The sequence below is a fragment of the Micromonospora sp. GCM10011542 genome, assembly GCF_042650685.1.
Taxonomy (GTDB): Bacteria; Actinomycetota; Actinomycetes; order Mycobacteriales; family Micromonosporaceae; genus Micromonospora.
This window is the reverse complement of sequence record NZ_JBHSBO010000011.1, coordinates 1-20339: the sequence shown is the minus strand read 5'-3', so window position 1 is coordinate 20339 and position 20339 is coordinate 1. Positions and strand designations below refer to the sequence as shown.

Sequence of the window (20339 nt, the reverse complement as noted above, 5' to 3'; positions counted from 1 at the left end):
GCTACCCGTACAGCGCGGCCAACTCGGCGGCGGTGGCGGCCAGCCGTTCGCGCAGCGCCGGCGGAGTCAGCACCTCCACCTCCGCACCGAGGCGCAGCAGGTCCCCGTGGGCGTGGGTGAGCGACTCGATCGGCAGCACGGCGGTCACCCAGCCGCGCGCGTCCGGCGGCCCGGCGCTGGCGTCCACCGCGGCCACCACCGGGTCGCTGCCGATCTCGCGCAGCCGCTGTCGGCCGGCCGGGGAGAGCCGCACCGTCGCCTCGTCGCGGTGCAGCCGGGCCCGGAACTCCACCACGTGCGCGCGCCACCAGGCCGGCAGGTCGAAGTCGGCCGGGCGCTCGAACTCCTCGTCGAGCGGGGTGAGCGCGAGGATCTGGTTGACCCGGTAGGTCGCCGGGGCGCCCCGGCCGGGTCGGTCGGCCACCACGTACCACCGGCCGCCCTTGAGCACCAGGCCGTACGGCTCCAGCACCCGGGTCGCCACCTCGCCGCTCCAACTGCGGTAGGCCACCTCGACGCGGCGTTGCCGCCAGACCGCCTCGGCGGTACGGGTCAGCTCGGGGGAGGTGTCGCCGTCGGCGTACCAGCCCGGCGTGTCGAGGTGGAAGCGTTGCTGCAGCTGGGTGGCCCGGTCGGCCAGCGGCGCGGGCAGGGCGGCGTGCAGCTTCAGTCGCAGCGCGGCCACCACGTCGCCGTAGCCCAGCTCGTCGGCGGGGCCGGGCAGCCCGGCCAGGAAGAGCCGGTCGGCCTCCTCGGTGGTCAGCCCGGTCAGCCGGGTCCGCCAGCCGTCGACCAGCCGGTAGCCGCCGGCGTGCCCGGCCTCGCCGTAGAGCGGGATGCCGGCGGCGTGCAGCGACTCCACGTCCCGGTAGATCGTGCGCGGGGTGACCTCCAGCCGCTCGGCGAGCTGCGCCGCGGTCAGCCGGCCGTGCGACTGGATCAGCAGCAGGAGGGAGAGCAGTCGACTGGCCCGCACTTCGCTGACACTAGCTGTCAGGGGAGCGGCCGTACCGTCCCGGCATGGCATTTCGCGACAAGGATCTCCGGACGCCCGGACCGGTCACGGTGGACGGTCGGCAGCTCAAGCGCTACCACATCGACCAGCCGGAACGGCCGATCGAGCCGGAGGTGGAAAAGGCGGCATACGACCTGTTACCCGCGCTGCTGCCCGACACCGGCGACGGCACCCCGGCCGCCGGCTGGGTGGTGCTGCACCGGGGCGCGGACACCGGCGCGTACCTTCTGGCGTACACCTGGGTGTGGGACAACGTGGTGCGGGTCCGCAGCGCCGCGGCCGGGCAGCCCGCTCTGGACTGCCCGGACGACGACCCGACACACTTCGTCGAGCTGGACCGGCCGTGGGCCGGGTGCGTCTGGGAGTTGGCGGTGCTGGAGCACGAGCGGGCCGCCTGGGTCGAGCACGTGCTCGCCCCGGAGCGACCGGACCTGAGCGGTTACCTGACGGACACGCGAGCGGAAGGGCCGGTGGGCCGCTGATGGGCGACTTCGACTTCTTTGTGGGCACCTGGAACGTGGTCAACCGGCGGCTGCGCGAGCGGTTGGTCGGCTCCGACGAGTGGGAGGAGTTTCCGGGGGTGTCGACCGCGCACGGCTTCTTCGGCGGTGGCGGCCACTTCGACGAGATCACCTTTCCGACGAAGGGCTCGGCCGGCGCCACGATAAGGATCTTCGACCCGACCCGCCAGGAGTGGTCGATCTACTGGATGAACAGCGATCGCGGCGAGCTGGAGCAGCCGCCGATGGTGGGCCGCTTCGTCGACGGCGTCGGCCGCTTCTACGCCGACGACCAGCACGAGGGGCGTCCGGTCCGGTGCCGGTTCATCTGGTCGGACATCAGCGCGACCACGGCCCGCTGGGAGCAGGCGTTCTCGGTCGACGGGGAGCGCACCTGGGAGACCAACTGGATCATGACGTTCACGCGAGCATCCGCCGACTAGCCTGGCGCACGTGCGGAGATCGTGGCGGGTGGACCCTTGGCAGTTCCGCCAGGTGTTCACCGCCTTCATGCTCGCCGTCGGCGGGGCGTTCGCCGTGACACTGGTCGCCGTGATCGTGCAGAGGCTGGGTGCGGGAGCGCCTGGTCTCCGTGACGCGGCGCAGATCGCCGCCGGGCTGGGCTTCCTGGCGGTGTGGCTGACCTTCGTCGTCCGGCTGCACCTGACCGGCGTGTACGTCAACGATCGCGGTGTCAGGCTGCGGCACGTCTTCCGGACCCGCACCCTGCCCTGGGCCGAGGTGACCGGGTTCGAGGTACGCGCCGCCCGCCTCCTGGGCGGGCCCACGGTGCGTGCGGCCTGCTGGGTGCGCACGCTCGACGGCCGGGTGGAGACGCCGGTGCAGTTGCGGTCCCGGACGATGGGTCTCCGGAAGGAGAATGGGCCGGTGCTGTCCAGGGTGGACTTCGACCGGATGGTCGAACGGCTCACCGCCGAGTTGGCCGCCGCGCGCCGGCGGGCCGCCGGTCAGGTCGAGGGTGGAGGAGTGGTGTCGCGGTAGATGCCGGCCAGCCAGAGGTCGAGCAGCACGTCCACCACGTCGCGTTCGGCGACCGCCGGCCCGTCGCCGGCGAAGGTGGCGTACCAGACGCGCTCGTTCATCGAGTTGAGTGCGATGGCGAGGTCCCGGGCGGGCAGGCCGTCCGGGGCCGCGCCGCGCCGCCGTTCCGCCTCGATCGCCGTCTCGATGGCCTGCACCCAGCGTTCCAGCACCGCCGCCCAGAGCCGGCGGACCTCCGCGTTGGTGCCGCGCACCTGGGCGCAGGCGAGCACCACCGCCCGGTGCGCGCCGAACGTGCGGTGGAACCGGTCGATCAGCTCCCGCCACCGGGCCCGCGGGTCCTCGGCGAGCCGTTCCAGCACGTCGCCGGCGGCCGCGTCGGCCTCCTCGGTGACCCGGTCCAGCAGGGTCAGCAGCACCGCGTCCTTGGACGGGAAGTAGAAGTAGAACGTCGGCCGGGAGATGCCCGCACCGCGGGCCAGGTCGTCGATCGAGATGTCAGCGAACGCCCGCCGCTGGAGCAGCCCCTCCGCGGTGGTCAGGATCGCCAGCTCCCGGTCGTCGCCGGTGGAGCGCGCGGCCCGCCGTCCGCGCGGGGTCGCGCTTCCGGTGCCGGTACGGGCGCTCGTCATGGACGCTGATGCTACCCGAGCTCGACAGTGTGTCGAGGTCAGTCGACAGGGTGTTGACTGACCTCGACGGCGATGGATAGTGTCCGTCCACCGCCCCGGGATGGAGGATTGCCATGGCCGGCGACCACGTCGACGTGCTCATCGTCGGGGCCGGGCTGTCCGGCATCGGCGCCGCCTGCCACCTGCAACGCGAGCGCCCCGGCACGACGTACGCGGTGCTGGAGGCGCGCGACGCCATCGGTGGCACCTGGGACCTGTTCCGCTATCCCGGGGTGCGCTCCGACTCCGACATGTTCACCCTCGGCTACTCCTTCAAGCCGTGGACCGACGCGAAGGCCATCGCCGACGGCGACGCCATCCGCGCGTACGTCCGGGAGACCGCCCGCGAGTACGACGTCGAGCGGCACATCTGTTTCCACCACCGGGTCGTCGCCGCCGAATGGGACAGCGCCACCGCGCGCTGGACGGTGCACGCCCGGCGCGGCGACACCGCCGAGACCGTGGTGCTGACCTGCTCCTTCCTCTTCGTCTGCTCCGGCTACTACCGCTACGACGAGGGCTACACCCCGCAGTTCCCCGGCGTCGAGGACTTCGCCGGTCGGCTGGTGCACCCGCAGCACTGGCCGGCGGACCTCGACCACACCGGCAAGCGGGTCGTGGTCATCGGCAGTGGCGCCACGGCGGTCACCCTCGTCCCGGCGATGGCCGAGCGGGCCGCCCACGTGACCATGCTGCAGCGCTCACCCACGTACGTCATGGCGCTGCCCTCGCGCGACGTGCTGGCCGACGCGTTGCGGCGCTGGCTGCCGACGAAGGCCGCGTATCCCGTGGTCCGGTGGAAGAACGTGCTGCTGTCCACCCTCAACTTCCAGCTCAGCCGCCGCGCGCCCGGCCTGGTCCGCCGGCTGCTGCGCCGCGCCGCCCAGGGCCGGCTGCCCGTCGGCTACGACATCGACCGGCACTTCTCGCCCCGCTACGACCCGTGGGACCAGCGGCTCTGCGTGGTGCCCGACGGTGACCTCTTCACCGCCGTGCAGGCGGGCCGCGCCTCGGTGGTCACCGACACCATCGACACCTTCACCGAGCACGGCATCCGGCTGACCTCCGGCGACGAACTGCCGGCCGACATCGTGGTCACCGCCACCGGCCTCAACCTGCTGGCTCTGGGCGGGATGACGCTGACCGTCGACGGCGCCGAGGTCGACCTGGCCGGCACGGTCGCCTACAAGGGCATGATGCTCTCCGGGGTGCCGAACTTCGCCATGACGATCGGCTACACCAACGCCTCGTGGACGCTCAAGGCAGACCTGGTGGCCACGTACGTCTGCCGGCTGCTGCGCCACCTCGACCGCACCGGAGCGCAGATCGTCACGCCGCAACCGCCGCCGTCCGGCGAGCTGGTGCCGATCATCGACCTCAAGTCCGGGTACGTGCTGCGCAGCGTCGACGCGCTGCCCAAGCAGGGCGCCCGGGCACCGTGGCGGCTGTACCAGAACTACGCCCGCGACGTGCTGCTGATGCGGCACGGCCGGCTCACCGACGAGGGCGTGCGCTTCTCCCGCGCCGGCGCTCCGCCGCCGGTCGGGACGGCGGCGGGTGTGCCCGACCGGCCGGCCGACACCCCGGTCGGCTGACCCGTCGCACCCGACCCACCCCCCGACGACCCGCCTGGAAAGGAGCACCCATCGTGCAGAGATTCGACTTCGTCGGCGGGACGGCCGTGGTCACCGGCGCAGCCAGCGGCATCGGCGAGGCGCTGGCGCACGCGCTGGCCCGCCGGGGCAGCCACCTGGTCCTGCTGGACCGCGACGCCGCCCGGCTGGACACCGTCACCGCCGCCATCCGCGCCGCGCACCCCGACCGGCACCTGCACAGCCACGTGGTCGACCTCGCCGACGCGGCGGCGACCGCCCGGGTCGCCGCCGAGATCGGCCAGCGGCACCCGCGGATCCGGCTGCTGGTCAACAACGCCGGCGTCGGCCTGGGCGGCCGGTTCGACCAGGTCACGCTCGACGAGTTCAGCTGGGTCATCGACGTCAACTTCCGGGCCGTGGTGCAGCTGACCCACGCGCTGCTGCCCAACCTGAAGGCCGAGCCGGGCGCGCACCTGGTCAACCTCTCCAGCCTCTTCGGCCTGATCGCGCCGGCCGGGCAGACCGCGTACTCGGCGAGCAAGTTCGCCGTGCGCGGCTTCACCGAGGCGCTGCGCCACGAGTTGGTCGACGACGGCATCGGAGTCACCTCGGTGCACCCCGGTGGCATCCGCACCCGGATCACCGAGAACGCCCGGGTGGGCAGCGGCGTCTCCCGCGAGGAGTACGAGGCCGGCCGGGCCCAGTTCGAGAAGCTGCTCACCATCCCGCCGACCCGCGCCGCCGAGGTGATCCTGCGCGGCGTGCACCGGCGTCGCGGCCGGGTGCTGATCGGCTGGTCGGCGAAGCTGCCCGACCTGCTCGCCCGGGTCGTGCCGGCCTCGTACAACCGGCTGCTGGTCACCGGTCTGAACCGGGGCGTCGTGCAGCCGGTGCCGCCCAGCACCGTGCCGGGCGTCGCCGTCCCGACCATCGACGGGGCGCGGGAGGCGGCATGAGCGCGCCGCCCGGTCGGCGGCACGTGACCGTCGGCGGCCGGCGGGTGCACCACCGGGTCGACGGCGACGGGCCGCCCGTGCTGCTGTTGCACGGCATCGGCCGGACCCTGCGCGACTTCACCGAGCTGCACGACCGGCTCGCCGACCGGTTCCGCGTGCACAGCGTCGACCTGCCCGGCTACGGCGGCTCGCTACCCATGGCGGCGCCGCACACGCTGCCGGCGCTGGGTGACTTCGTCGGGCACTACCTCGACGCGGTCGGCGTCGACGCGCCCGTGCACCTGGTCGGCAACTCACTCGGCGGCGCGATCGCGATGCGCTACGCCGCGCGCGCGCCGCACCGGGTGGCCAGCCTCGCACTGGTCAACAGCGCCGGGTTCGGCCGCGAGGTGACCATCGCGCTGCGGCTGCTCACACTGCGCCCGCTGGGTCGGCTCATGCTGCGGCCCAGCCGGGCCAGGGCCCGTCGCGTCGAGCGGGCGTTGTTCCACGACCCGGCGTACGTCACCGCCGAGCGGATCACCCACGCCCTCGCCGTGGCCCGCCAGCCGCACGCGGCCCGGGTCATGCTGGAGACCGCGCGCAACCTCGGCACCTTTCGCGGGGTCGCCGCCGGGTGGCGCGAGGACCTGCTCGCCGAGGTGGCCCGGTTGGAGCTGCCCACGCTAATCGTCTGGGGCGACCGGGACCTGATCCTGCCGGCGGTGCACCTGGACGCGGCCCGCGCGCGGCTGCCCCGCGCCCGCACCCACCTGTTCCGCGACTGCGGCCACCTACCGCAGGTGGAGCGGGTCGAGGAGTTCGACCGGCTGCTGCGCGACTTCTGGTCGACCCCCACCGCCGCCGGCTAGCGATCAGGGCGCGGTGCTGCCCCGCTTCTCCTCCTGGGCCAGCACCGCCTCCCGGTGCTCCGGCTCGTCGCGGCGGGTCAGCTCGGCGGCGAGCCGAGGGTCGGCCACCAGCCGCTCCCGGTTGCGGTACAGGAAACTTTCGAACCCCCCGGTGTACGGGCAGGCCAGGTCGCCCAGCGCCCGCTCCGGCGAGTAGCGGCAGCCGGTGCAGTAGTCGCTGATCTCGTCGATGTCGGCGCCGTCCACCGCGTACGGCCGCGTGTCCACCCGGCCCAGGTCGGCGTACTGGCTCATCCCGATGACCGTCGCGTTCATCACCCAGTCGGTGCCGTCGACGAAGCACCGCTGGAACCAGTCCGCCAGCTCGGCCGGACGCCAACCGCGCTGCAACCCGTAGTTGCCCAGCACCAGCAGTCGGGGGGTGTGGTGCGTCCACGCCCGATCCCGGACGGCGGCGAGCACGTCGGCCAGGCAATGGGCCTCGACCGCGTCCGCGTCCAGCTCGGCGAACCATTCCGGCATCGGCTCGTTGGCGGCCAGCCAGTTCGCCCCCCGGAACCGCGGCTCGAAGTACCAGTACAGCTGCCAGAGGAACTCCCGCCAGCCGAGCAGCCCCCGGACGAACGGCTCCACCGCCGTACGCGGCGCCGCGCCGGTGCGCCACGCCTGCTCGGCGGCGCGCACGGCGGGCTCCGGGTCGAGCAGGCCGAGGTTGAACGACGAGGAGAGCACCCCGTGCGCGAGCAGCGGGTCGTCGGCACTCATCACGTCGGCGTACCGGCCGTACTCGGGCAGCCGGTGGGTCAGGAAGTGGGTCAGCCGAGCCTGCGCCTCGGCGTGCGTGGCCGGGTACCGCCGGGGGCCGTCCCGGCCCACGAACCGCACCCCGTCGGCCGCCCACCGGTCCAGGTCGAGGCGCACCTCGGCGTCGATGTCGTCCTCGACGATCGCCGGGGGAGCAGGTGGCGCCGTCGGCGCTGCGGCGGCGGGCCGGCGCGGCGGGGCGACCCCACCCGACGAGGTCACCAGCACCCCGTGCTGGCGGCGGGCGTGACGGTAGAAGTCGTTCATCCGCAGTGGACCACGCCGGGTGCGGTCGGCCCAGGCGGCGAAGTCGGCGTGGTCGGTGATGAAGCCGCGCGGTGGCAGCACGGTCAGCCCGGGCACAGACCGGGCGAACCGCAGCGCAGCCCGCGACGGTGGGTGGCAGACCTCCACCGGCTCGGCGACCTGCGCCAGCGCTTCCCGGAACGTCGCGGTGCGCAGCAGCAGCGCCCGGTCACCCAACTCGACTGCCCGGTGTCGCAGCGCGGAGAGGATCAGGTGGGCCTTCTGCCGGTGCATCGGCCGCTGCCGGAACCACTCCCGGGTCTCCACCAGCAGCACCGGCTGATCGGGGTCGTCGAGGAAGTGCGGCCCGAGCTGATCGGCGAGCAGCCAGCGGCGGCGATGCATGGCCCAATTCTGCCGACTCCGGCGGCGTTCCGCCCAGCGGCAGGCCGGCTCGTCGGGTCCGGTTCCGGACCCTGGCGTAAGGCGGAACCCCCGGGCTCAGGGCCGGCCGGTGGACGTGCCGCGCGTCTGCTGGGGACCGGCCGGCTGACGGATGTCGCGCCGGCGCCGCAGCACGGTGAGGGTCACCAGGGCGAAGAGCAGCAGCGCGATCAGATGCACCGGCACCGGGCCGAGCGGGGCGAGCAGCGTCAGCGCCGCCACCACCGGGAAGGCGACGACCACCGCGCCGCGCTGCTGGTGGCTCACCTGCAGCACCCAGACGGCGAGCAGGAAGACGGCGAGCGGGACGGCCACCGCGTAGCCGGCGGTCACCCCGGAGATGTGCCCGGTGTGCCGTTCGTGGTCCACCTGCACGACCAGGCCGGCGCCCAGCGCGGCGATCCCCGCGAAGATCAGGTAGTGCCCGTAGCCCCAGATCAGCGCGTGGCGCAGCCCGTTCGGCGCCTCGATCGGTCGGTCGAAGTAGAGCCACCAGAGCGCGAAGACGATCACCAGGCCGGCCGCCGCGAGCGACCAGAGCCCCCGGTCACCGGCGTCCACCCCGGTCTGGATCGCCACCGACGTGGCCAGCACCGCCTCGCCCAGCACGATGAGGGTGAACAGCCCGTACCGCTCGGCGATGTGCCCGGGGTGCCACGGGGTCATGCCCGGCCGCTCGGCGACCGCCGGCACCAGCAGGTCGGCCACGATCAGCAGTGGCAACGCCGCGGTGCCCCAGCCCTCGGGCAGGGTCAGCCGCAGCAGCCAGCCGAGCTGCACCACGGCGACGCCGATCGCATAGCGGCGGGCCGCCGAGCGGTGCGCCGGGTCGCCGGCGGCGGCCCGGCTCCAGTTCGCGACCGTCGCAAGCCGCATCACCACGTACCCGTAGGTGATCACGCCGAAGTCGGCCTCGGTGAACGCCCGCGGCACCCCGGCCGCGATGATCAGCGCTCCGGCGATCTGCACCAGCGTGGTGATGCGGTAGACGTCGTCGTCGGTGTCGTACGCCGAGGAGAACCAGGTGAAGTTCATCCACGACCACCAGATGGCGAAGAACACCGTCAGGTAGCTGGTCACCGCGTGCCCGAGGTGGCCCTCGGAGACGTCGTGGTGCAGGTTGCCGGCCGCCTGCGCCACCGCGACCACGAAGCACAGGTCGAAGAAGAGCTCCAGGGAGGTGGCCCCACGGTGCGGCTCGTCACGACGGCGGGCGATCATCCGCCGATAGAAGGGCCGCACGGAACGGGACTGGGTCAACGCTGCTCCTCGGGTCGCCCACACGATAACGACCCCGATGCCCGTTCCGCGGATGATCGTCGCGCGGTGTGGCCGGTCAGCGGGCGGCGGCCACCCGGGCCGGGCCCGACGACGCGACAAACAGGTCGTCGTCGTGGCGGGCCAGGGTACGCAGGGCCGCCTCCACCTCGGCCGGCAGCCGACGCCGCTGGCGCAGCGCCCACCTGAGCTCCCGGCCGGCGTCGAGCAGCCCGCCGCGGCCCGCGCCGTCGCGCACCGCGTCGGCCGCCGTGCGCAGCACCACCCCGGCCGGGCGGCGCAGCAGCGCGGTGAGCAGCCGGTTGCGCGCCTCCATCCGCTGCCGGGCCCGCCGGTCCCGCCCCGTGGGCAGCGGCAGGTGGTGGGCCACCACCTCGTCGACGTACGCCAGCAGCCAGCCCGCCGCCGCCAGGTCCATCGCCAGCAGCGCCTCCTCGCCGTACGTGCGCAGCCGCTCGGCGAAGCCGCCCACCTCCTCGAACGCCCGTCGGCGCAGCACCACCGCGCAGGCCAGAAAGCCCAGCACCGCGGGGCCCGGCGCGCCGGGCGCAGTGCCCAGCGGAGCGCCGGCCATCGCGGCGGAGGTCGGGTCCAGCCGCTGCTCACGCCCGACGAGCACCCGCCCGGCCAGCAGCCCGGTGCGCGGGTGGCGGCGCAGGAGTGCCACGGCCCGGTCCAGCGCGCCCGGCGCCCAGTACGAGTCGTCGTCGGCGAACGCCACGAACGGCGTCTCGGCCAGGTGCACGCCGATGTTGCGGGCCGCGCCCGCGCCGGCGTTCCCGCCCAGCCGCACCACCCGTACGGCCGGGAAGGCCCGGGCCACCGCCGCCGGGGTGCCGTCGTCGGAGCCGTTGTCCACCAGGATCACCGGGGCGGTGTGCCGGCCCAGCGTGCTCAGCAGCTGCTCGCGTCGGTTGCGGGTGGCCACCACCACGGTCACGTCACTCATGGCGGCCTGCTACCCCGGCAGCGCCTCCGTACGCCTGCCGCGGTGATCGTGCGAGCGTCGGGGGGCTCAGCCCAGCCGGCGTCCGTGGGTGAGACCCTCCAGGACCAGGGTCAGCCCCGCGCCGAGCAGCCAGACGTCCTTGGCCAGCCCGACGCCCTGCTGGGTCGGACGCAGGCTGCCCGCCTCACGCATCCCCGGCGTCTTCACGTACAGCTGCACCAGGCCGGCGCCGAAGGCGGCCAGGCCGAGCCCGGCCACCGTGGCCGGAACGAACGGAACCAGCAGCGCCGCCCCGATGGCGATCTCGGAGTACGACAGCAGCTTGGCGAAGCGCGCCGGGTCCAGCTGACTGAGCTGCGGCATGGCGCCGACGGCCATCCCGTGCATGCCCTGCGCCGCCTCGCCCTCCAGGTTCCGTTTGCTCAGACCCGAGTTCAGGAAGAACGCGCCGATGCTGACCCGCAGCGGAAGGTGCGCGAGTTTCATGATCACTCCCGGTGGACGGTGGTCGGACGGCCCGGGTACCCGCCAACGCCGGTGCTAACCCGCCATCCGCCCGACTGGGCCGGCGCTGGTGATCGCGGTAGGTTCGCCGGGGGCGTCCGCCGGGTCGCTCGCGCCGCCCGGCCGCGCCCCGGCCGCAGTGGGACGTGAAGCAGGAGGCGATCGTGAGCCAGGAAGTCCGGGGAGTCATCTCCCGCAGCAAGGGCGCGCCGGTCGAGCTGACGACCATCGTGGTGCCCGATCCGGGTCCGGGTGAGGCGATCGTCCGGATCCAGTCGTGCGGGGTCTGCCACACCGACCTGCACTACCGCGAGGGCGGCATCAACGACGACTACCCGTTCCTGCTCGGGCACGAGGCCGCGGGCATCGTCGAGCAGGTGGGCGAGGGCGTCACCGGTGTCGCACCGGGCGACTTCGTGGTGCTCAACTGGCGGGCCGTCTGCGGCGTCTGCCGGGCCTGCCGGCGCGGTCGTCCCTGGTACTGCTTCGCCACGCACAACGCCGCGCAGAAGATGACCCTCACCGACGGCACGGAGCTTGCTCCGGCGCTGGGCATCGGCGCGTTCGCGGAGAAGACACTCGTCCACGCCGGACAGTGCACCAAGGTCGACCCGGCCGCCCGGCCGGCCGCCGTGGGGCTGCTGGGCTGCGGGGTGATGGCCGGCCTGGGCGCGGCCATGAACACCGGCGGCGTCACCCGGGGCGACTCGGTCGCGGTGATCGGCTGCGGCGGGGTCGGGGACGCCGCGGTCGCCGGTGCGGCCCTGGCCGGGGCGACGACGATCATCGCGGTGGACACCGACTCCCGCAAGCTGGACTGGGCCCGCCGCTTCGGCGCCACCCACACGGTGAACGCCTCCGATGCGGACCCGGTCGAGGCGATCCGCGCCGCCACGGGTGGCTTCGGCGCCGACGTGGTGATCGACGCCGTGGGTCGGCCGGAGACGTGGAAGCAGGCGTTCTACGCCCGTGACCTGGCCGGCACCGTGGTGCTGGTGGGCGTGCCGACGCCGGAGATGACCGTCGAGCTGCCGCTGCTGGACGTCTTCGGTCGCGGTGGCGCGCTCAAGTCCAGCTGGTACGGCGACTGCCTGCCCAGCCGCGACTTCCCCATGCTGACCGAGCTCTACCTGCAGGGTCGGCTGGACCTGGACGCGTTCGTCACCGAGGAGATCGCGCTGGACCAGGTGGAGGAGGCGTTCGCCCGGATGCACCGCGGCGACGTGCTCCGCTCGGTGGTGGTGTTCCCGTGACCGCCCGGGTCGACCACGCCGTCACCTCCGGCACGTTCTCGCTGGACGGACAGACCTTCGACGTCGACAACAACGTCTGGGTGGTCGGTGACGACCACGAGTGTGTGGTGCTGGACGCGCCGCACGACGTGGACGCGATCCTGGCTGTCGTGGGCGAGCGCCGGGTCCGGGCGATCCTGGCCACCCACGCCCACGACGACCACGTCCGGGTGGCGCCCGCGCTGGCCCGGGCCACCGGAGCACCGGTGCTGCTGCACGCCGCCGACCGGGTGCTCTGGGACCTGGTGCACCCCGAGTTGCCGCCCAACGGTGAGCTGCACGACGGGCAGCGCATCGAGGTGGCCGGCACCGAACTGTTGGTGCTGCACACCCCCGGGCACAGCCCCGGTGCGTGCAGCTTCTCCGCGCCCGAGTTGGGCGTGGTGTTCACCGGCGACACCCTCTTCGCCGGCGGGCCGGGCGCCACCGGGCGCTCGTACAGCGACTTCGACACCATCGTCAGGTCCATCCGCACCCGGCTGCTCACCCTGCCGCCGGAGACGGTGGTGCACACCGGGCACGGCGACGACACGACCATCGGCGCGGAGGCCCCGCACCTCGACGAGTGGATCGCCCGCGGGCACTGAACCCGCGCGGGTCAGCGTTCCCCGGGCCCGCCCAGCACCGGCTTGACGTCCAGCACCGGGGTGCCGTCGAGCGCCTCCAGGTCGGCCACCCGGACCCGCACTCCGTCCACCGCCAGTACCCGCACCCGGTGCAACCCGATCGGGTTGGGCCGGTGCGGGGAGCGGGTGTTGAACACGCCGGTCTCCGGCTGGGACAGCTCGCCGCGCGGGTGCACCACCAGCACGTCCCGCCGGGCGCGGTCCAGCCAGGTCAGCACCAGCAGCTCCGCACCGACCCGCAGGTCGCGCAGCGCCGGCTCGACCTCCGGATCGAAGACCAGCCAGGCGTCCGGTGCGCCCTCGTCTCCCTGCCGTGGCGCGGTGGCCGCGTCGGTCAGCGGCGAGGCGACCCGCCCGACCGGGCGCAGCAGGTACCCGTCATGTGCGTCGACCACAATCACTCCCCTCTGGACCGTCCGACTCTAAACCCGGGCGCGGCACGCGGCCGGATCGCGTTAGCATCCTCCCGCGCATGACCGCCGAGGATCACGCACCTGTCGTCCGTCAGCTCCGCCTCGTGGTGGAGGCGGAGGACCACGAGGCCGCCGTCGCGTTCTTCCGGGACGCGCTCGGCCTGCCCGAACAGGCGGCGTTCTCCGGCGACGGCGACGCCCGGGGTGGTGATCCTGGACGCCGGCCGCGCCACGCTGGAGATCGCCAATCCGGCGCAGAAGCGGATGATCGACGAGGTCGAGGTGGGGCCGGCAGGTCGCCCCGCGGATCCGGGTGGCCTTCGAGGTGGACGACGCCCGAGCCACCACCGCCCGGCTGGTCGCCGCCGGGGCGGCCGAGATCGCGCCGCCCACGCACACCCCCTGGCAGTCGCTCAACTCCCGCCTGGACGCGCCGGCCGACCTCCAGATCACCATCTTCGAGGAACTGCGCACGCCGGACGAACGGGCCACGCGGGACGGATCCGGGTACCGGAGATGACGGTGCAGGCTGAGTTGACCGCACGGCTCCGCCCGGCGCAGGCGGCGGCGGTGGCGCACGTCCGGTCGGTGGCGCTCGCTGAGCGTCCCGCCGCACTCGCCTCCATCAGCGGCGCGCTGGCCGCGGCCGGAGTCGAGCACCCGCCGCACGGGCTGCTCGCCGCGATCGCCCGGCACGGCCGGCTCACCGTCAACTTCCACCCCGACCGGCCGTGCGCCGACGGACGGACCGTCGCGGATGCCCTCGCCGAAGACGGCGTGTACCGCAGTCAGTTCGTCACCGGCATCTCCAACGGGAAACTCACGCCGTACCCCGGAGGCGACCGGGATCGCTGGGAGGGGCGACTGTTCGGCGGTGCCTACCAGCGTCCGGAGGTGCTGCCGGCGGACCGGCCCACCTACGGCGGCCTGAACCTGCTCGACCACCCGGACGGCGCCTGCCCCCGCTTCGGTTCGTGCCACCTGCGGCTGCGCCCGTCGGTGCTGGCCCGCGCGACGTTCTGCCTCGGCGACAGCCACCTGGGCCCTCAGGTCGTCGGCACCATCGACGCGTTCGAGGCGGTGCTCGCCGGCCTGCTGGCCGGCACCGCCACCACCGGCGTCTGCCTCGGCCGAGCCGGCACGGACATCGCCGCCCTCGCGGAGGCCCTGCTGTCGCCCGTTCCGGCCTCAGGGGCGGGTCGGGCACTGGACGACTACGTCGAAGCGCAGGTCCACGGCACACTCGACCTGTCCCGGGACGTCGAGGCGCTGGTCATCGACCCGTCCTTCGTCGGTACGCCGGTCGGCGCGTCGCTGGAGCGCATCGCCCGTCGGTACGGCTTTCCGCTGCTGCGCCACGGCGGCTTCGCCCTACCGCCGGACCGGATCGACCCGGAATTCCGCGGCCCGGCGATCCCCGAGCTGGCCGCCCGGGTGCACGCCGAGTTCGCCCGGCCCGGCGAGCCGGTCGACGCCGCCCTGATCGGCCGGGCGGCCGCCTCGGTCGTCGCCGAACCGGACCGCTGGGCGGACCGGGGTCCGACGGCCGACACCCTTCAGCACCTCAAGCAGCTTTGGCACGTCCTGGTGCACTTCGGCGCACCACGCTCAGCCTGACCCCGCAACCATCCCGCCGAGGGCGGGCGCGCCGTCAGCCCCCCCCGGAATGATCGCGGGCCGCCGCGTCGTTCCACCCCGACGACGCGCGCCCGCCCACCGAGGGGTTCGCACGCAGGGCCGGCCTCGGTACAACGGCACGTCGTGTCCCCCGGATCGTGCCGACCATCCGGTTTCGTGCCAGCTGTCGCGCTCATGCCGACTGCTGGCCCGCCTGACCTGTCGGCCGTTCGTGTCGATTGCCCGGTTCGTACCGGGCGGACATTGACTGTCCGGGCCGCCGGGTGACCGGGACCGCAGCTCGCCGGGGTCCGGGCATTTCCGGAATGCCCGACACGCCAAGCTGGTTGTGTCCCCCGTACCGCCGGACTCCAAACCTTTTTCCGCGGACATCTCCCGAGGAGTGCTCACCCCGGAGCGCTTCGCACGATCGAAAGGGCAACCATCGTGAAGGTCGACTTCACTCGATGGCTCCCCGCCATCGCGAAGGACTCGTACCGCAAGACCGTGCTGAGCGCGGTGGGTGTGGTCGCGCTCGGCGGCCTCGCATTCGGGCCGAGCGCGGTCGCCGCGCCGGTCACGACCGGCCCGCACGAGGGCGCAGTCGCCGCCATCGACCTCGCCACCGGCAAGGCCAGGGCCGACTCGGACAAGCCGCAGCCGGTCGAATCCGGCCTGACCACCGGCTCCCGCACGGGCAAGCCGCCGGCCGGCAAGCCGAGCCGCGACGAGCTGATCCCGCACGGCATCGAGGGCGCCCAGTCGCGCATCCCGCTCGACGACGCGCAGCTCGCCAACGCCCGGGCCATCGTCGACGCCGCCAAGAAGACCGGCGTCGGTGACCGTGGCGCGGTGATCGGCGTCGCCACCTCGCTGCAGGAGTCGAAGCTGTACAACCTCGGCCACCTCGGCGCCTACAACGACCACGACTCGCAGGGCCTGTTCCAGCAGCGTCCGTCGTCGGGTTGGGGCACCCCCGAGCAGATCACCGACCCGGAGTACGCCGCCACGGCGTTCTTCAACGCACTCAAGAACATCGGCGGCTGGCAGGACCTGCCGCTGACCACCGCCGCGCAGACCGTCCAGGTCTCCGCCTACCCGTACGCGTACGCGCAGTGGGAGGAGCAGGCGGCGGACATCGTCCAGCAGCTCTGGTGACACCATGACGAACGGCCGGCCCCGCGCGGGGCCGGCCGTTTCGTTCTGTCCGGGTTACGTCAGCAGGCCGGGTAGAGGCGGCGGGTGCCGGTGCCCACGGCGTACGCGGCCGGGTCGCTGAACCGGCAGCCGTAGTCGGCGGCGGCCACGACCTTCGGATCGGTGACCGTGTCGCCGGCCGGGCGGGCTCCGGTGCGTACCCACGACACCAGATCGTCCCAGGCGGCGCCGGCCTCGCCCGCGCTGAACTCGCAGTGCTGCGCCGCCCGGATCGCCCGCTGCACCACCAGCCGGCTGCGGCCGTGCCGGGCCACGTCGGTGGCGTACGCCTGCTCCATGCTGAACGGCACGAACAGGTCACCCAGATCGTGCAGGCTGACCACCGGCGCGGTGGGGCGCCCGGCGATCCGCGGCACCTCGGTCAGCGTCGGCGAGATCCGCTGCCAGATGTTCTCCGGTGCCACCCGCTGCACGGCGGCGTTGACGTTCACTGGGCTGTTCGGGCTGTAGCGGGTGAACAGGTTTGTCGCGAGCTGGCCGGGCCGCTGGGCGGGGGAGTCGCCGCCGCTGGTGGTGCTGATCGAGAAGAGGAAGTCCTTCCAGACCGCGAAGGCCGCGTTCGCGCCCGGCCGGGGCCCGCCGGAACGGTTGATGGTGATCTCGCGCAGCTGCTTGCCGCGCTCGTTCGTGGTGTCCGGACCGGTGGGGGTGAGACCGGCCAGGCCGAGCGCCACCTGGATCCGGGGCACCGCGTTGGTCAGGTAGTCGGCCGGCGTCGGATAGGCCCGCACCCCGGCCAGCGCCTGCGCGACCAGGTTGTAGTCCAGGTAGAAGTCCAGCAGCGTCTGGTCGCCGAGCACCCCGCACATCGGCAGCGCGCCGTCGTAGTAGCCGGGATACTGCTCCAGTGAACGGGCGATGATGTAGCCGCCCATCGACACCCCGGCCAGATAGGTGCGGTGCGGTCGGCGCACCGTCCGGCCGAAGTGGTCGGCCAGATCCTTGGTGCCCAGCACGCCGGAGCGGATGTCGAAGCCGTTGCGGTCGTACGACGAGGACGCCCAGGCGTACCCCTGCTCCAACAGTCGCTGGCGCAGCCCGAAGCCGGGCGGCTCCGGCGACAGCACCGTGCCCTGGCCCCGGTAGCCATGGGCCCACATCACCAGCTCACCGTTCCACCGGGGCGGCGTCTCGATGATGTACCCGGCGTGGCGGTGCACGCCCTGGCGTACCGTCGTGGGCTTGCCGCCGACCAGCAGCGGCGCCAGCGGCGGATTGTCGATGGTGTACCCGGGAAGCGGCTGGCCGCCGCCCGGGTCGCGGTCGGCGGCGGCAGCCGGCGCGGCGGTCAGCCCGACCGCGAGGGTCAGGGCCGACGTGGCGGCGAGCAGCCGGCGCAGGGTACGGGCGGGTGAGGACAGCATCGATGCTCCCCCTCGGACGGATGTCACCCCATCGGGGGCGACCAGGCGGGACGGATGCCTACCGGCCGGTAGCGTCCTGAACCTAGGACTGCCGTCGACCAGTGTCAATGGGTCGGCTGACCGGTCGGTCAGGTGGTGGCTGACCTGCCGGTCAGACCAGACCGTGTGCCAGCATCGCCTCCGCCACCCGGCGGAACCCGTTGATGTTCGCCCCGGCCACGTAGTCGCCGGGCAGCCCGTACTCCTCGGCCGTCGTCCAGCAGCGGGCGTGGATGTCGCGCATGGTTTCCCGCAGCCGCTGCTCCGACTGGGCGAACGTCCACGAGTCGCGGCTGGCGTTCTGCTGCATCTCCAGCGCGCTTACCGCCACCCCGCCGGCGTTGGCCGCCTTGCCCGGCGCGAACCGCACCCCGGCCCGGCCGAGGATCCGCACCGCCTCCGGCGTCGTCGGCATGTTCGCCCCCTCCACCACCGCGACGCAGCCGCCGGCCACCAACGCCGCGGCCTCCGCGCCGCCGATCTCGTTCTGCGTCGCGCACGGCAGCGCCAGGTCGCACGGCACCTCCCAGACGGTACGACCGGACACCGCCACCGCGTGCGGCAGATGCCGCGGGTAGTCGTCCAGCCGACCCCGCCGCTCCTCCTTCAACTCCCGTAGCAGCGCCAGGTCGATGCCCTTCTCGTCCAGCACGTATCCGTCCGAGTCGGAGCAGGCCACCACCGTCCCGCCGAGCTGGTGCGCCTTCTCGATCGCGTAGATCGCCACGTTGCCCGAGCCGGAGACGACCACCCGCTTGCCCTCCAGGCTGTCGCCGGTCTGCCGCAGCATCTCCTCGGCGAAGAACACCGCCCCGTACCCGGTCGCCTCCCGTCGTGCCTGCGCACCCCCGTACGCCAGGCCCTTGCCGGTCAGTACCCCCGACTCGTACCGGTTGGTGATCCGCTTGTACTGCCCGAACAGGTAGCCGATTTCCCGACCACCCACACCGATGTCCCCGGCCGGCACGTCCGTCTGCGCGCCGATGTGCCGGTACAGCTCCGTCATGAAGCTCTGACAGAAGCGCATCACCTCCCGCTCCGAGCACCCCTTCGGGTCGAAGTCGGCGCCGCCCTTGCCGCCACCGATGGGCAGCCCGGTCAACGCGTTCTTGAAGATCTGCTCGAACCCGAGGAACTTCACGATGCCCAGGTACACCGACGGGTGGAAGCGCAGCCCACCCTTGAACGGCCCGAGCGCGCTGTTGAACTCCACCCGGAAGCCGCGGTTCACCCGTACCCGACCGCGGTCGTCCTCCCACGGCACCCGGAAGATCACCTGCCGTTCCGGTTCGCAGATCCGCTCGACGATCCGCGTCTCGGCGTACTCGGGGTGCCGGGCCAGCGCCGGCCCGATGCTCTCCAGCACCTCCCGCACTGCCTGGTGGAACTCCGGCTCACCCGGATTGCGGGCAACCACATCAGCGAACACCGTCTCGACGGTCCCCGACATGCCGGCACGTCCCTTCCGTCTCCCGGCGGCACCGTTGCCGCCAGGACGACCCTGAGTACGGGCGGTCGCGCCCGTCCGGTTCACCGCTCGCCAACCCGGTGGGGTTGACTGGTCGCCGTGGACGAGTCGATCTGGGCGGCGGCCCGGGCCTCCCGAGGCTGGCTGGACGCCGCCAACGGCACCGGGCAGACGGAACTGACCTGCCGAATCCTCAAGCTGACCGAGGAGGCGGGGGAGGCATCCGCCGCCTGGATCGGCCTGCTCGGGCAGAACCCGCGCAAGGGCGTCACCCACACCCGCGAGGACGTCGCGGCGGAGTTGGCCGACGTCGCCTTCACCGCGCTGGTCGCCATCGAGAGTCTGGGGCTGGATGCGCGGTTGGTGCTGGAGGGGTGCGCGACCAAGGTCCGGTCCCGTTTGCCGGGCTTGCCGGGTTGAATGCCGGGCGCCCATGTGCCTGGGTCGGTCGTTCGTCGGTTGCGCTGTTTTCGTGGGTGGGTGGGCCTGTCGTTTCGCCCGAGTGGTTGCGGTGCGTGGTGGGTGGGGTGGGGCCCGCCGTGCCCGGCTCCGGGCGGTCAGGCTTGATCCCTGCGCCGGGCACGGCGGGCCCCACCCCTGTCGGTGGCTGAGCGCCGCCCGGAACGCGCGGAAAGCCGTCGCTGTGGCGTCCCAGGCCCGTGGAGTTCGGGTGATCCACTCGGTATCGGCGATGTCGGCGTGTCCCGGGCCGTGCGGATACCCCGATATCGGCGATGTCGAGTGGATCATGCGGTTCGTGGCCGACTGACGCCTCGCGGCGCGGCCGGTGTGGTGACGGTTGTCGGATTTAGGGTGGTCTGACCTGTGACCGGCGGCATCCCCGTGGCGGAATCGGGGCCGGCTCGCCGTCGTTACATACCCTGACGATCGCAGCACCGCCGGCCCCCCAGCCGGCCCGCCGCACCCGGCCCTCCGGCCGGAATGCCAGCCGCCGCCCGGCCGTTACACATCCCCGAACGACCGCACCAGCACCCGCCTCACCGGGGTGTTCGCGGATGGGCCCGCCCCCGGAATGACTCCGGCCCGGCGGTCGTTACACACAGACCCGGCGCCACGAGAGGCCCCCCGGCCCGTGGCCCGCAGGTCACAAACTTCCCCTTGAACTTGTGTATGGCGCCCGACGAGGTGCTGACACCACGAGCCGTTCCCCCGGCCATGGTGTTTCCTACCCCCGAAGGAGCTACCCCCATGAACACGATCATCCGTAAGGGCATGCTGTCCGTTGCTGGTCTCGCCTTCGCCGGTGGGATCTTCGCCGGCCCCGTCGCCGCGCACGCCGCCACCCCGGTGGTGGATGCCAAGCCGGTCGCGGTGGTGCAGGCCGACAAGTCCGACAAGCCCGATGCCGGCAAGCTGATCCCGCACGGCACCCAGGGCAAGCAGTCGCGCATCGACCTGAACGATGAGCAGACGGCCAATGTCAAGGCGATCATCGCGGCGACGAAGAAGGCCGGCCTGCCCGAGCG

At 73.1% G+C, this 20339-nt stretch carries 21 protein-coding genes and 1 pseudogene; 13 read left to right on the top strand and 9 right to left on the bottom strand.

Annotated elements, in window-relative coordinates; all coding sequences use genetic code 11:
* Position 1 precedes the first annotated feature (1 nt).
* A complete protein-coding gene (locus tag ACFOW4_RS03275) occupies positions 2–976 on the bottom strand; it encodes a helix-turn-helix transcriptional regulator (protein WP_377524263.1) in 975 nt (324 codons plus the stop codon).
* Between the two features lie 44 nt (positions 977–1020).
* On the opposite strand from ACFOW4_RS03275, the gene ACFOW4_RS03270 reads away from it, so the two are divergent.
* Genes ACFOW4_RS03270 through ACFOW4_RS03260 form a run of 3 tightly spaced genes read left to right on the top strand, consistent with a single transcriptional unit; the run spans position 1021 to position 2517 of the window.
* Positions 1021–1497, top strand: coding sequence for a hypothetical protein (locus ACFOW4_RS03270; protein WP_377524262.1), 477 nt, complete (start codon positions 1021–1023; stop codon positions 1495–1497).
* On the top strand, positions 1497–1958 hold the full coding sequence (locus tag ACFOW4_RS03265) for a hypothetical protein (RefSeq protein ID WP_377524260.1): 462 nt from the start codon (positions 1497–1499) through the stop codon (positions 1956–1958). The genes ACFOW4_RS03270 and ACFOW4_RS03265 overlap by 1 nt, the downstream gene beginning before the upstream one ends.
* 10 nt (positions 1959–1968) lie before the next feature.
* Positions 1969–2517: a PH domain-containing protein gene (locus tag ACFOW4_RS03260; RefSeq protein WP_377524259.1), complete on the top strand. Its 549-nt coding sequence runs from the start codon at positions 1969–1971 to the stop codon at positions 2515–2517.
* Here ACFOW4_RS03260 and ACFOW4_RS03255 read toward each other — a convergent pair.
* Positions 2484–3149 carry a TetR/AcrR family transcriptional regulator gene (locus ACFOW4_RS03255; protein ID WP_377524257.1) on the bottom strand — a complete coding sequence of 222 codons (666 nt, stop codon included), beginning with the start codon at positions 3147–3149 and terminating at the stop codon, positions 2484–2486. The two genes, ACFOW4_RS03260 and ACFOW4_RS03255, sit on opposite strands and share 34 nt — an antisense overlap.
* A 113-nt stretch (positions 3150–3262) precedes the next feature.
* Here ACFOW4_RS03255 and ACFOW4_RS03250 point away from each other — a divergent pair, with 113 nt between their 5' ends.
* The 3 genes from ACFOW4_RS03250 to ACFOW4_RS03240 are packed head-to-tail and all read left to right on the top strand — an operon-like array spanning position 3263 to position 6590.
* Complete coding sequence (locus tag ACFOW4_RS03250) at positions 3263–4783, top strand: flavin-containing monooxygenase (RefSeq protein WP_377524256.1); 1521 nt, start codon at positions 3263–3265, stop codon at positions 4781–4783.
* A 53-nt stretch (positions 4784–4836) separates the two neighbouring features.
* Positions 4837–5739: an SDR family NAD(P)-dependent oxidoreductase gene (locus ACFOW4_RS03245; protein WP_377524253.1), complete on the top strand. Its 903-nt coding sequence runs from the start codon at positions 4837–4839 to the stop codon at positions 5737–5739.
* Positions 5736–6590, top strand: a complete 855-nt coding sequence (locus ACFOW4_RS03240) for an alpha/beta fold hydrolase (RefSeq protein ID WP_377524251.1) — start codon at positions 5736–5738, stop codon at positions 6588–6590. The genes ACFOW4_RS03245 and ACFOW4_RS03240 overlap by 4 nt, the downstream gene beginning before the upstream one ends.
* Positions 6591–6593: 3 nt before the next feature.
* On the opposite strand, the gene ACFOW4_RS03235 is transcribed toward ACFOW4_RS03240, so the two are convergent.
* From ACFOW4_RS03235 to ACFOW4_RS03220, 4 genes are all read right to left on the bottom strand, one after another.
* Positions 6594–8045 carry a cryptochrome/photolyase family protein gene (locus tag ACFOW4_RS03235; RefSeq protein WP_377524250.1) on the bottom strand — a complete coding sequence of 484 codons (1452 nt, stop codon included), beginning with the start codon at positions 8043–8045 and terminating at the stop codon, positions 6594–6596.
* A 96-nt stretch (positions 8046–8141) separates the two neighbouring features.
* A complete protein-coding gene (locus ACFOW4_RS03230; protein ID WP_377524249.1) occupies positions 8142–9344 on the bottom strand; it encodes a low temperature requirement protein A in 1203 nt (400 codons plus the stop codon).
* 76 nt (positions 9345–9420) lie between these two features.
* Positions 9421–10311 carry a glycosyltransferase family 2 protein gene (locus tag ACFOW4_RS03225; protein WP_377524247.1) on the bottom strand — a complete coding sequence of 297 codons (891 nt, stop codon included), beginning with the start codon at positions 10309–10311 and terminating at the stop codon, positions 9421–9423.
* 66 nt (positions 10312–10377) lie between these two features.
* Positions 10378–10797 (bottom strand): hypothetical protein, encoded by a 420-nt coding sequence (locus ACFOW4_RS03220; protein ID WP_377524246.1) that lies wholly within the window; start codon positions 10795–10797, stop codon positions 10378–10380.
* A gap of 182 nt (positions 10798–10979) precedes the next feature.
* Between ACFOW4_RS03220 and ACFOW4_RS03215 the strand changes: the two genes are divergently transcribed.
* On the top strand, positions 10980–12068 hold the full coding sequence (locus tag ACFOW4_RS03215; protein ID WP_377524244.1) for an S-(hydroxymethyl)mycothiol dehydrogenase: 1089 nt from the start codon (positions 10980–10982) through the stop codon (positions 12066–12068).
* On the top strand, positions 12065–12694 hold the full coding sequence (locus ACFOW4_RS03210) for an MBL fold metallo-hydrolase (RefSeq protein ID WP_377524243.1): 630 nt from the start codon (positions 12065–12067) through the stop codon (positions 12692–12694). Before ACFOW4_RS03215 ends, ACFOW4_RS03210 begins: the two co-directional genes overlap by 4 nt.
* A gap of 11 nt (positions 12695–12705) precedes the next feature.
* On the opposite strand, the gene tsaA is transcribed toward ACFOW4_RS03210, so the two are convergent.
* On the bottom strand, positions 12706–13128 hold the full coding sequence (gene tsaA / locus ACFOW4_RS03205; RefSeq protein WP_377524240.1) for a tRNA (N6-threonylcarbamoyladenosine(37)-N6)-methyltransferase TrmO: 423 nt from the start codon (positions 13126–13128) through the stop codon (positions 12706–12708).
* A 331-nt stretch (positions 13129–13459) separates the two neighbouring features.
* Here tsaA and ACFOW4_RS03200 point away from each other — a divergent pair, with 331 nt between their 5' ends.
* From ACFOW4_RS03200 to ACFOW4_RS03190, 3 genes are all read left to right on the top strand, one after another.
* Complete coding sequence (locus ACFOW4_RS03200; RefSeq protein WP_377524239.1) at positions 13460–13666, top strand: VOC family protein; 207 nt, start codon at positions 13460–13462, stop codon at positions 13664–13666.
* Positions 13663–14763: a DUF3626 domain-containing protein gene (locus tag ACFOW4_RS03195; protein ID WP_377524237.1), complete on the top strand. Its 1101-nt coding sequence runs from the start codon at positions 13663–13665 to the stop codon at positions 14761–14763. The genes ACFOW4_RS03200 and ACFOW4_RS03195 overlap by 4 nt, the downstream gene beginning before the upstream one ends.
* Positions 14764–15210: 447 nt before the next feature.
* Positions 15211–15921: a hypothetical protein gene (locus ACFOW4_RS03190; protein ID WP_377524234.1), complete on the top strand. Its 711-nt coding sequence runs from the start codon at positions 15211–15213 to the stop codon at positions 15919–15921.
* 59 nt (positions 15922–15980) lie between these two features.
* On the opposite strand, the gene ACFOW4_RS03185 is transcribed toward ACFOW4_RS03190, so the two are convergent.
* Together ACFOW4_RS03185 and gdhA are read right to left on the bottom strand one after the other, a co-directional pair.
* The gene (locus ACFOW4_RS03185) at positions 15981–17345 is read right to left on the bottom strand and encodes a hypothetical protein (RefSeq protein ID WP_377524233.1); all 1365 of its coding nucleotides are present in this window, start codon (positions 17343–17345) and stop codon (positions 15981–15983) included.
* 151 nt (positions 17346–17496) lie between these two features.
* Positions 17497–18834, bottom strand: a complete 1338-nt coding sequence (gene gdhA, locus ACFOW4_RS03180) for an NADP-specific glutamate dehydrogenase (protein ID WP_377524231.1) — start codon at positions 18832–18834, stop codon at positions 17497–17499.
* Between the two features lie 117 nt (positions 18835–18951).
* On the opposite strand from gdhA, the gene ACFOW4_RS03175 reads away from it, so the two are divergent.
* A complete protein-coding gene (locus ACFOW4_RS03175; protein ID WP_377524230.1) occupies positions 18952–19272 on the top strand; it encodes a MazG-like family protein in 321 nt (106 codons plus the stop codon).
* 789 nt (positions 19273–20061) lie between these two features.
* A pseudogene (locus ACFOW4_RS03170) lies at positions 20062–20339 on the top strand (hypothetical protein); the annotation flags it as partial.

What these genes read in the sequence shown, in the direction of transcription:
- ACFOW4_RS03270 (WP_377524262.1), top strand. Translation starts at nt 1,021, where the DNA reads ATGGCATTTCGCGACAAGGATCTCCGGACGCCCGGACCGGTCACGGTG.
- ACFOW4_RS03265 (WP_377524260.1), top strand. Translation starts at nt 1,497, where the DNA reads ATGGGCGACTTCGACTTCTTTGTGGGCACCTGGAACGTGGTCAACCGG.
- ACFOW4_RS03255 (WP_377524257.1), bottom strand. Translation starts at nt 3,149, where the DNA reads ATGACGAGCGCCCGTACCGGCACCGGAAGCGCGACCCCGCGCGGACGG.
- ACFOW4_RS03250 (WP_377524256.1), top strand. Translation starts at nt 3,263, where the DNA reads ATGGCCGGCGACCACGTCGACGTGCTCATCGTCGGGGCCGGGCTGTCC.
- ACFOW4_RS03240 (WP_377524251.1), top strand. Translation starts at nt 5,736, where the DNA reads ATGAGCGCGCCGCCCGGTCGGCGGCACGTGACCGTCGGCGGCCGGCGG.
- ACFOW4_RS03235 (WP_377524250.1), bottom strand. Translation starts at nt 8,045, where the DNA reads ATGCATCGCCGCCGCTGGCTGCTCGCCGATCAGCTCGGGCCGCACTTC.
- ACFOW4_RS03225 (WP_377524247.1), bottom strand. Translation starts at nt 10,311, where the DNA reads ATGAGTGACGTGACCGTGGTGGTGGCCACCCGCAACCGACGCGAGCAG.
- ACFOW4_RS03220 (WP_377524246.1), bottom strand. Translation starts at nt 10,797, where the DNA reads ATGAAACTCGCGCACCTTCCGCTGCGGGTCAGCATCGGCGCGTTCTTC.
- ACFOW4_RS03195 (WP_377524237.1), top strand. Translation starts at nt 13,663, where the DNA reads ATGACGGTGCAGGCTGAGTTGACCGCACGGCTCCGCCCGGCGCAGGCG.
- ACFOW4_RS03185 (WP_377524233.1), bottom strand. Translation starts at nt 17,345, where the DNA reads ATGCTGTCCTCACCCGCCCGTACCCTGCGCCGGCTGCTCGCCGCCACG.
- gdhA (WP_377524231.1), bottom strand. Translation starts at nt 18,834, where the DNA reads ATGTCGGGGACCGTCGAGACGGTGTTCGCTGATGTGGTTGCCCGCAAT.